Origin of the sequence: Microcoleus sp. MON2_D5 (assembly GCF_036701905.1) — a bacterium.
In the GTDB taxonomy this organism is placed as follows: domain Bacteria; phylum Cyanobacteriota; class Cyanobacteriia; order Cyanobacteriales; family Microcoleaceae; genus Microcoleus.
Genome location: NZ_JAUBRM010000173.1, coordinates 1 through 5,887 on the forward strand (window position 1 = coordinate 1; position 5,887 = coordinate 5,887).

Sequence of the window (5,887 nt, forward strand, 5' to 3'; positions counted from 1 at the left end):
ACGTATTAAATTTCACTCTAATCACGCTACTTAATGTTTCGTCACATAAAGATAATTTTTCCCGCCTACCTACTTAACTAAGTGAATGTTGTCATTGCTCAGTGATCCAGTTCATTTGCGGCATTGCAGCAGCACTGGATGATTTCGTGCATAAAATAGGGGCGATCGCCAGCGGTTGCTCATTCGTCTCCGCTACATTCTTCATTCACAATCTGAAATTTACCCTATGACCCACATTCTCCATTTGGATGCGAGTCCGCGTGGCGATCGCTCCATCTCCCGCACGCTCTCCAAAGAGTTCATTAAGCAGTGGAAAACGGCTCATCCTGACGACACCGTAACCTACCGCGATATTGGGCATCACCCCGTCCCTTTTGTGAGCGAAGATTGGATCGCTGCTGCATTTACTCCGTCCGATCAACATACACCTGAGTTAGCCGCTGCAATTCAAATTTCCGACGAATTGATCGACGAGTTTTTATCAGCCGATCGCTACGTTTTCAGTATCCCCATGTATAATTTCAGCATTCCTGCCAACTTCAAAGCTTATCTTGACCAGATTGTGCGAGCGGGACGTACATTCTCCGTTGATGAAACAGGTTACAAGGGACTGGTTCCCAACAAGAAAATGACGATCATTATGGCTCAAGGCGGAGCCTACCCCGAAGGTAGCCCTACTCACGCCTATGATCTACAAACACCCTACTTGCGACTCATTTTTGGGTTTATTGGTATCACGGATATTGAGTTTATCTATGCCGATAGCCTTAATCTGGGGGATGAAGCCCGTAATTTGGCGATCGCTAATGCCCAATCTGCTTTAAGAGCAGCGATCGTGCATTAACTATCATCGCTTTTTGGGTAACTAAAGTTTTTGAGGTCATGTGTGATGCTAGATCCACTGGTTGTGGGTACCGATGAAGACACCTATCAGGTAACCGCCATTATTTCTCACTTCGTTCGATCTGGGCGTGAGCAAGGTTATGAGGAATGGTTGCACGGAATTGCGACGGCTGCTCACCAATTTAAGGGACACTTAGGAGTCAGCGTGATCCGACCCTGTGACCACACTCATCCTGAATATGTGGCAATTCTCAGATTTGATCATTACGACAACCTCAAAACCTGGCTGGAATCCAGTGTGCGGCAGGAATGGCTGGAGCGGTTGCAGCCCTTGATTGAAAAGCCTGAAACCATTCAAACTCTAACGGGTCTGGAAACCTGGTTTACGCTTCCTAACAAACCCATGAAGGCTCCACCTCCGCGCTACAAAATGGCGATTATGACATGGCTGGGAGTGTTTTTCACGATATCTATTCTCAATCGTTTGCTAGTACCGCTCCTAGCGGAGCTTCCGGTATTGCTTAGAACGTTGTTAGTTACAGGTCTAACGGTTGCCCTGCTCACCTACGTGATTATGCCGCGCCTCACCCAACTCTTTCGCACATGGCTGTATCCCATTTGATCAAGTACATATCTTGCACATTCACCAAAGAACTGGGTCTGAAGCCCCGTCCTTATAGGACGGCTTTGATTCTCTTCATTTTCTGTTAATTGTATTGATTATACATGGTACAATAAAGCAATCAAGCAATAGTAAACAATGAAAGCAGGGTACAAGTACAGAATCTATCCCACCGACCAACAAAAACAGAGCTTGGCTCAGTTATTCGGTTGCGTTCGCGTTGTCTGGAATGATGCTCTTGCACTTTGCAAACAATCTGAAAGAAAGCCGAAATCGACAGAACTTCAGAAAATAGTAATTACTCAGGCAAAACAGACTGAAGAAAGGACTTGGCTGGAAGAGGTGTCATGCGTTCCATTGCAACAGTCTGTAACCGATTTAGAAACGGCTTTTAAGAATTTCTTTGATTCCTACAAAGGGAAAATAAAAGGGCAAAAAGTACGGTATCCTAGGTTTAAAAAAAAGACAAGCCGTCAATCGGCAAGATTTACCCTTCGTGGATTTTCCCTGAAGAAAAACGGTGGCGTTTACTTAGCAAAAATTGGAATTGTCAAGCCAATATGGTCTAGGAAGTTGCCGTCAGCACCTAGCTCGGTCACGGTAATCAAGGATTGCGCTAATCGCTATTTCTTAAGCTTTGTTGTAGAGGTCGAACCAGTTCAATCCGAGGCTTTGCATCCAAGTATTGGTATCGACTTAGGGATTAAAACCTTTGCGGTAATGAGTAATGGCGCAAAAGCCGAAAGTCCTAATTATAAAAAACTAGACCGGAAAGTTCGCAAACTGCAACGCAAGTTAGCTCGCCAACCTCATGACTCCAAAAGAAGGAATATAACTAGAATCAAGATCGCCAATCTTCATAATCGTATTTCTGATGTCCGTAAAGATTTTATACACAAATTATCGACCAAAATAGTCAACGAAAACCAAGTGATTGTTTTGGAAGATTTAAATGTGTCGGGCATGGTTAAGAACCGCAAACTTGCTAGAGTAATCAGCTTGCAAGGTTGGAGAGAATTCAGGACTTTGTGCGAAGCTAAGTCTGAAAAGTTTGGCAGAGAGTTCAAGGTGATTAGTCGATGGGAACCCACCAGCCAGGTCTGTTCGGACTGTGGTTTCAAGTGGGGTAAAATCGATTTATCTATTCGCTCAGTGCTCTGTTTGAATTGTGGTACCGAGCAGGATAGAGATGAAAATGCGGCTAGAAATATAGCTCAAGTCGGGATGGGGAATCGCCACGACTCTAAATGGACGCTGAGGGATTGTCAGACTATTTCGGTAGCAGAACCCGATGAAGCGTCAAGAATCACCGCGCCTTCAGGCCGGTGAGTATTTCAAAGGAATCTTCCATGTCTTGTCACTTGTCAACACCTGAACGAACTGACGTTAGAGACTATGATTTCAAAAGCCAATTACCCAGTATTTCGCTGTGAGGAATGCCTTCGGGTTGGCGATCGCTGGGTTCACTGGAGAATTGGTCAAATCTGCGGCAAAATGCTGTGCTGCGACTCGTCTAAAAATCAACACGCTCGCCGCCATTACGAAGAAAGTGGATATGCGGTGATTAGTTCAGCCCAATTGGGAGAACAATGGCTGTGGTGTTTTACCGACGAACAACAGAAGAACTATTGATCACGTGCCCCTTTTCTACTCGCGAGGAAATCATGATGTCAAGTCAGCCTGCCCTAACAGATATTTGGCCGAGTTTACCCCTGGACGCATGGCAAGAGACCTATGCCACCTTGCACATGTGGACTCAAATCATCGGCAAAATCCGATTTGCCCAAACTCCGTGGATTAATCATTCCTGGCATATTCCCCTCTATCTAACCGTTCGGGGACTGACCACTTCCACGATTCCCTATGGCAGCCGCATCTTTCAAATTGACTTTGATTTCATTGATCATGAGTTGCTGATTCAAACCAGCGAAGGGGCAAGACGGGCGATCGCCCTCTACCCTCGCTCGGTCGCTGATTTTTATCAAACCGTGATGGAAACGCTCAGAGCATTGGATATTCACATCACAATTAACACTAAACCGAATGAAGTCCCTGATCCAATTCGATTTGAGCAGGATGAAACCCATGCTGCTTATGATGCGGATTATGCCAATCGATGCTGGCGAGTGCTGCTACAGTCTGATCGCGTCTTTCGAGAATTTCGCTCACATTTTTCCGGCAAGGTTAGTCCGGTTCATTTTTTCTGGGGGAGTTTTGATTTAGCAGTGACTCGCTTTTCGGGGCGATCAGCTCCTGAGCATCCGGGAGGGGTGCCGAATTTGCCGGATGTAGTGGCAAAGGAAGCCTATTCCCAGGAAGTCAGTAGTGCCGGATTTTGGCCCGGAGCCGGATTATCATACCCAGCGTTTTATTCCTATGCGTACCCAGAACCCGATGGGTTTAAGCAGGCTGAGGTTCGTCCCGATGCTGCATTTTACAATAAAGAGTTAGGCGAATTTATTTTGCCCTATGACGCTGTTCGTGAGGCAGAATCACCCGATCAGACGTTGTTAGAGTTCTTGCAAAGCACCTATGAAGCAGCAGCCAGGTTAGGCAACTGGAATCAAAAGGAACTTCAGCAGTTGACGTTTAAGTAGCAACTGCATTCCTAAATTGGCGTTTAACTGGCAGATCTTAAGTCAATACGGTTCAGATAAGACCCTCATGGAGACAAAACTCTGTGAAAAACAGATACTGCGATTGCTTCGTTATTCGCTCTCAATGACAAAAAAACATTAACTGAACCGTATTGGATCTTAAGTGGTGAAATGTAGGACAATTTCGCAGACTGGTTTATTGGACGCTTAAACCTTGATCGTGAAGGTCAATTCCGATGAACCTATGGCAATTACTCCAATTTTGGGAACCCGTCAGAGCATACTGGCGCGATTGCTCCCCTGAGAATCAGGGTAAGCTCATCTAATTTGGTATAAATTGTACTTGACAAAAAACCGCCAATAGACTTTATACCTGTGAACAGAACTCAAACCTATAATCAAGTTTGAATCTTAACAAAGTCAATCAAGTTGAAACGGAGTTAAAGACAATGACAAAGGGTTTTGCACCTAGATTGAAACTCGCTGTAAAATCTCAAGCTAAAAGAGCAGAAAAACGACAGTTAAGACCTCTGAGCGAAATCCAAGCCAATTTATTGAATTATGTAGCAGAGCTACCCGACCCCAGAGTTCAAAGAACCCAAAAACACTTATTAAAAGATATTTTAGTAATCTCTATTTTAGCCGTCATTGGCGGTGCCGAAGGTTGGGAAGACATGGAAAATTATGGCATCGCTAAACAGCAATGGTTAGAGGAATTTCTGGAATTACCCAATGGTATCCCGAGTGATGATACTTTTCGACGAGTCTTTGAAAGAATTAATCCTCAGGCTTTAGAACAATGTTTAGCGAAGTGGCTTCAAAGTATGCTTGGTTCGATAGTTGGCGAGATTATCCCCATCGATGGCAAAAGTGTTAGAGGTTCTTATGACCGTAATCAAGGCATAAAAGCTTTGCATTTGGTCACGGCTTGGGCAAGTGAACAGCGTTTAGTTTTAGGGCAAGTTAAAGTTGAGAATCATTCCAACGAGATTACGGCAATTCCGGCACTCTTAGAATTATTAGACCTGAGCGGGGCGATCGTTACCATTGATGCGATGGGAACTCAAACCGAGATTGTGAAACAAATTCGCCATAAAAAAGCTAATTATATTGTATCTCTTAAAGCCAATCATCCCACTTTACATTCTCAGGTTAAAGAATGGTTTGATACCAGAAGAGCTAATAACTTTGAAGGCATTAATGTTAGTTATAACCAGCAAATTGAAAAGGGACACCATCGCACTGAGAAACGTTATGTTTGGGCTGTTCCTTTAGAGGCTTTCAGTGGTCTTTATCAACAGAACCAATGGTCGGGACTGGAAACCATCGTCCTTATTGAAAGAATCCGCCATCTTTGGAACAAAACGACTCGTGAAGTCCAATTTTATCTAACTTCTCTGCCTGCAGATGCTCAAGTTCTTGGTCGTGCCATTCGTCAACATTGGACGATTGAAAACCAAGTTCATTGGACTTTAGATGTCAGGTTCCATGAAGATAAATGTCGGATTCGTTCAGGTCATAGTCCTTGTAATTTTGCCATCCTGAGACGGATAGCACTTAACGCTCTTAATCAGGAGAAAACATTGCAGCGTAGTCTTCGTCAAAAAATTAAACAGGCTTCTATGAATAATGATTATATGATGACTGTCCTCAACTCCTTTTGTAAAGCTTGATTGAGATGCTCTTACCCTGCCCCTGAGAATGCAGATAATCTCAAATTTCTCCTCACCCTGGAAGGAACTCGTTGGTGGGTGCATCTCAGTTTTGCACATATATCAAGTGGAAAGTTGACCATTGAGATAAGCACAGCGCAGAGAAAGGATAG

The 5,887-nt window shown here is 44.1% G+C and carries 6 protein-coding genes; all 6 read left to right on the forward strand.

Annotated elements, in window-relative coordinates:
* Positions 1 to 226 precede the first annotated feature (226 nt).
* The 6 genes from QUA47_RS29985 to QUA47_RS30010 all read left to right on the forward strand — a co-directional run bounded on the left by QUA47_RS29985 (position 227) and on the right by QUA47_RS30010 (position 5,735).
* Complete coding sequence (locus tag QUA47_RS29985) at positions 227 to 844, forward strand: FMN-dependent NADH-azoreductase (protein ID WP_333433499.1); 618 nt, start codon at positions 227 to 229, stop codon at positions 842 to 844.
* Positions 845 to 889: 45 nt separating this feature from the next.
* Positions 890 to 1,465 (forward strand): antibiotic biosynthesis monooxygenase, encoded by a 576-nt coding sequence (locus tag QUA47_RS29990; RefSeq protein ID WP_333433500.1) that lies wholly within the window; start codon positions 890 to 892, stop codon positions 1,463 to 1,465.
* Between the two features lie 138 nt (positions 1,466 to 1,603).
* A complete protein-coding gene (locus QUA47_RS29995) occupies positions 1,604 to 2,794 on the forward strand; it encodes an RNA-guided endonuclease TnpB family protein (protein WP_333433501.1) in 1,191 nt (396 codons plus the stop codon).
* Positions 2,795 to 2,860: 66 nt separating this feature from the next.
* Positions 2,861 to 3,097 (forward strand): UBP-type zinc finger domain-containing protein, encoded by a 237-nt coding sequence (locus QUA47_RS30000; RefSeq protein ID WP_333433502.1) that lies wholly within the window; start codon positions 2,861 to 2,863, stop codon positions 3,095 to 3,097.
* Between the two features lie 32 nt (positions 3,098 to 3,129).
* Complete coding sequence (locus QUA47_RS30005; RefSeq protein ID WP_333433503.1) at positions 3,130 to 4,062, forward strand: DUF5996 family protein; 933 nt, start codon at positions 3,130 to 3,132, stop codon at positions 4,060 to 4,062.
* Between the two features lie 449 nt (positions 4,063 to 4,511).
* Positions 4,512 to 5,735 (forward strand): ISAs1 family transposase, encoded by a 1,224-nt coding sequence (locus tag QUA47_RS30010; RefSeq protein ID WP_333433504.1) that lies wholly within the window; start codon positions 4,512 to 4,514, stop codon positions 5,733 to 5,735.
* Positions 5,736 to 5,887: the final 152 nt, after the last annotated feature.

Bases quoted from the DNA above. Each gene is read 5' to 3' on its own strand.
- QUA47_RS29995 (WP_333433501.1), top strand. From the start codon at position 1,604: ATGAAAGCAGGGTACAAGTACAGAATCTATCCCACCGACCAACAAAAA.
- QUA47_RS29990 (WP_333433500.1), top strand. From the start codon at position 890: ATGCTAGATCCACTGGTTGTGGGTACCGATGAAGACACCTATCAGGTA.
- QUA47_RS29985 (WP_333433499.1), top strand. From the start codon at position 227: ATGACCCACATTCTCCATTTGGATGCGAGTCCGCGTGGCGATCGCTCC.
- QUA47_RS30010 (WP_333433504.1), top strand. From the start codon at position 4,512: ATGACAAAGGGTTTTGCACCTAGATTGAAACTCGCTGTAAAATCTCAA.
- QUA47_RS30000 (WP_333433502.1), top strand. From the start codon at position 2,861: ATGATTTCAAAAGCCAATTACCCAGTATTTCGCTGTGAGGAATGCCTT.
- QUA47_RS30005 (WP_333433503.1), top strand. From the start codon at position 3,130: ATGATGTCAAGTCAGCCTGCCCTAACAGATATTTGGCCGAGTTTACCC.